Origin of the sequence: Bacillus sp. AR8-1 (assembly GCF_008042345.1) — a bacterium.
Classification (GTDB): Bacteria; Bacillota; Bacilli; order Bacillales; family Bacillaceae_G; genus Bacillus_A; species Bacillus_A cereus.
In genome coordinates this window covers 1-2,154 of sequence record NZ_QNUB01000085.1, presented here as the reverse complement: position 1 = coordinate 2,154, position 2,154 = coordinate 1, and the positions used below count along the sequence as shown (strand labels likewise).

Sequence of the window (2,154 nt, the reverse complement as noted above, 5' to 3'; positions counted from 1 at the left end):
AATGTCCATAGAGTCAAGTATACATACATTAGTAAATATGTTAAAAACGACTTCATCAACTTACTTCCATCGCTAAACCATCTAAATATATGACCAATGCGAGCATCAGTCCCACGAATTGCATTTAAAACAAGATAATAGGCACCTATTGTTAATGGACCAATAACAAGCATTACTATAATACTTACTGTAAGTGAATCACTTGCCTCTTCCCAACCCCAAAATATCGAGAAAATACCTGTTGTTAGCATTTCAACAGCTCCAATAAGGATTCCAATTAATAAGGTTGCCCCTACCGCTAATCCCCATCTTCCTTTTAATGCATCAAGTGCTTCTCTTTTCAACTGACTTATCATATATAACCTCCTAATACTATTTGTATTTTAGTATACCATTTATATTAAAAATTCCACATATTTTCCTAAAACAGAAGCATATTACCTTTTTTCATACGTATTGATACATGTGTGCTGTAGTTGTACTAATTTCCCTATAACAAAAAAGCCTGCCTTTCATAATAGGCAAGCTTTCTCAAGTTACATCTCATTTATTTTCTTCTTATACCAATTCTGCATTCTCTCCGCATCTTCTACTCTCGTATGCTCTATTTTATAACTAGATGATGCACTCGAAAACTTATACGTACATAAATCCGCACGGCGCTGGAAATATGATTGTGTCTTCTCCATTGATTGGACATGTCTTCTTCTAATAAGTCCTGTATATTTTCCGACGCTACGATAGACAAGTGTAATTTGTTCTCCGTTAACACTGTAACCATTTGTTTTAAATGTTGCGTATCCAAGTGTAAAGATGAGAATCGCGAGCGGAATTAATGCCCACATGATGAAGTGCTTTTCAGAGTATATACTTATTCCAATAAACGGGATTGCTAGCATTGCGAAGAAAATGAAACTATCAATGAGATAGCGGCGTAATGCTGCTTTTGGTAATGCAATAATGTTTGCATTCAGTTCGTATGGTAATTGTAAATGGGCGAGTAACTGTTGTACTCGATCTTTTCGAATGATTGGGTGCAGTGTAACCTTTTCTTTTTCGTCACTCATTCCTTTACTTTGAATGACTTCTACTTGCACAGCACAATAACCGAATGGTTGGCGTAAAATACTTTCTTTTATCGTAATACCTTGAATACGATGCAATTTTAGTACGAGCTCTTTTTTCTCAAGCAATCCTTGCGAAATGCGGACTTCGTCATTTCTTCGATTCACTGTGAAATCGCCATGTTTTAACGCGTAACCGATTGTAGATATAATCCAAGAAAGAACGAGTAACATGGCTACCATGAAAATCCAGCCATATATATCATGTTCCATTACATACGACTTTACGCCATTCTCTATCCATTTCGGAATGTACTCATCTACTTGGTGATAAACGAAAAAGATTAAAGAGAATAATAGTCCAAATTGACCAGATGTAACAGATGCTAATAAAATCTCTTTCCAAGTTAATTTATATTCTGTCGTTTGTTTTTCCTCTGTAACAATTTCTTTTTCTACTACATTTTCTGTTGCTTCGTCTAACGTTCCTTCTGCTTTCACTTCTGGAGTTGGCTCATTTAGCAAAGCAATAAGCTCCGCCGCTTCTTCTGCCGTAATACCAGCTAAGCTAACTTCTGCTTCATCGCCCCCACCAGCTGTTTCAATCTGAATTTTTTTCAAACCGAGCATTTGATATAGTACGTTAGAACTTGTATTAATCGTTTGAACACGTTCTTTATTTAAGTAGCTCTCCTTTTTCACGAAGAGACCTTTTTTCACATGTAATACGTTATTTTCAACCCAATATGTTGTGTAATACCATTTTTCAAATGCTGAAAAAACGGTGAGTAAACCAAATGCTGCGGGAATTAAATACCAAAACGGGAATTTTCCGTTTAAGCTAAACATGAAAATAATGAGTGGTATAAAATCTGTTATTTTTAATTCTAATAACATCGTGATTGGATGCTGCCTCTTATACATCCTCATCACTCACTTTCGCTAATTCTGCGATTTTCGTTTTCAACATTTCTGCTTCATACATCGTTAAGCCTGGGATGCTGTGAGAAGTTGCAGCCGTTGAAATGTGTAATTCTGCTAAGCCATATTTTCTCATAATTGGTCCTTGTTCAATCGTTACGTGCTGCAC

The 2,154-nt window shown here is 35.9% G+C and carries 3 protein-coding genes; all 3 read right to left on the bottom strand.

The genetic code is table 11. The features are described 5' to 3' along the window. The coding region (locus DN400_RS29150) for a DUF975 family protein (RefSeq protein ID WP_147802114.1) at positions 1–356 on the bottom strand (356 nt) is incomplete at its 3' end. Between the two features lie 180 nt (positions 357–536). Then, complete coding sequence (locus DN400_RS29145) at positions 537–1,988, bottom strand: PH domain-containing protein (RefSeq protein ID WP_065228428.1); 1,452 nt, start codon at positions 1,986–1,988, stop codon at positions 537–539. Further along, the coding region (locus DN400_RS29140; RefSeq protein ID WP_147802113.1) for a PH domain-containing protein at positions 1,981–2,154 on the bottom strand (174 nt) is incomplete at its 5' end. The genes DN400_RS29140 and DN400_RS29145, both read right to left, overlap by 8 nt.

Bases quoted from the DNA above. Each gene is read 5' to 3' on its own strand.
- DN400_RS29145 (WP_065228428.1), bottom strand. From the start codon at position 1,988: ATGTATAAGAGGCAGCATCCAATCACGATGTTATTAGAATTAAAAATA.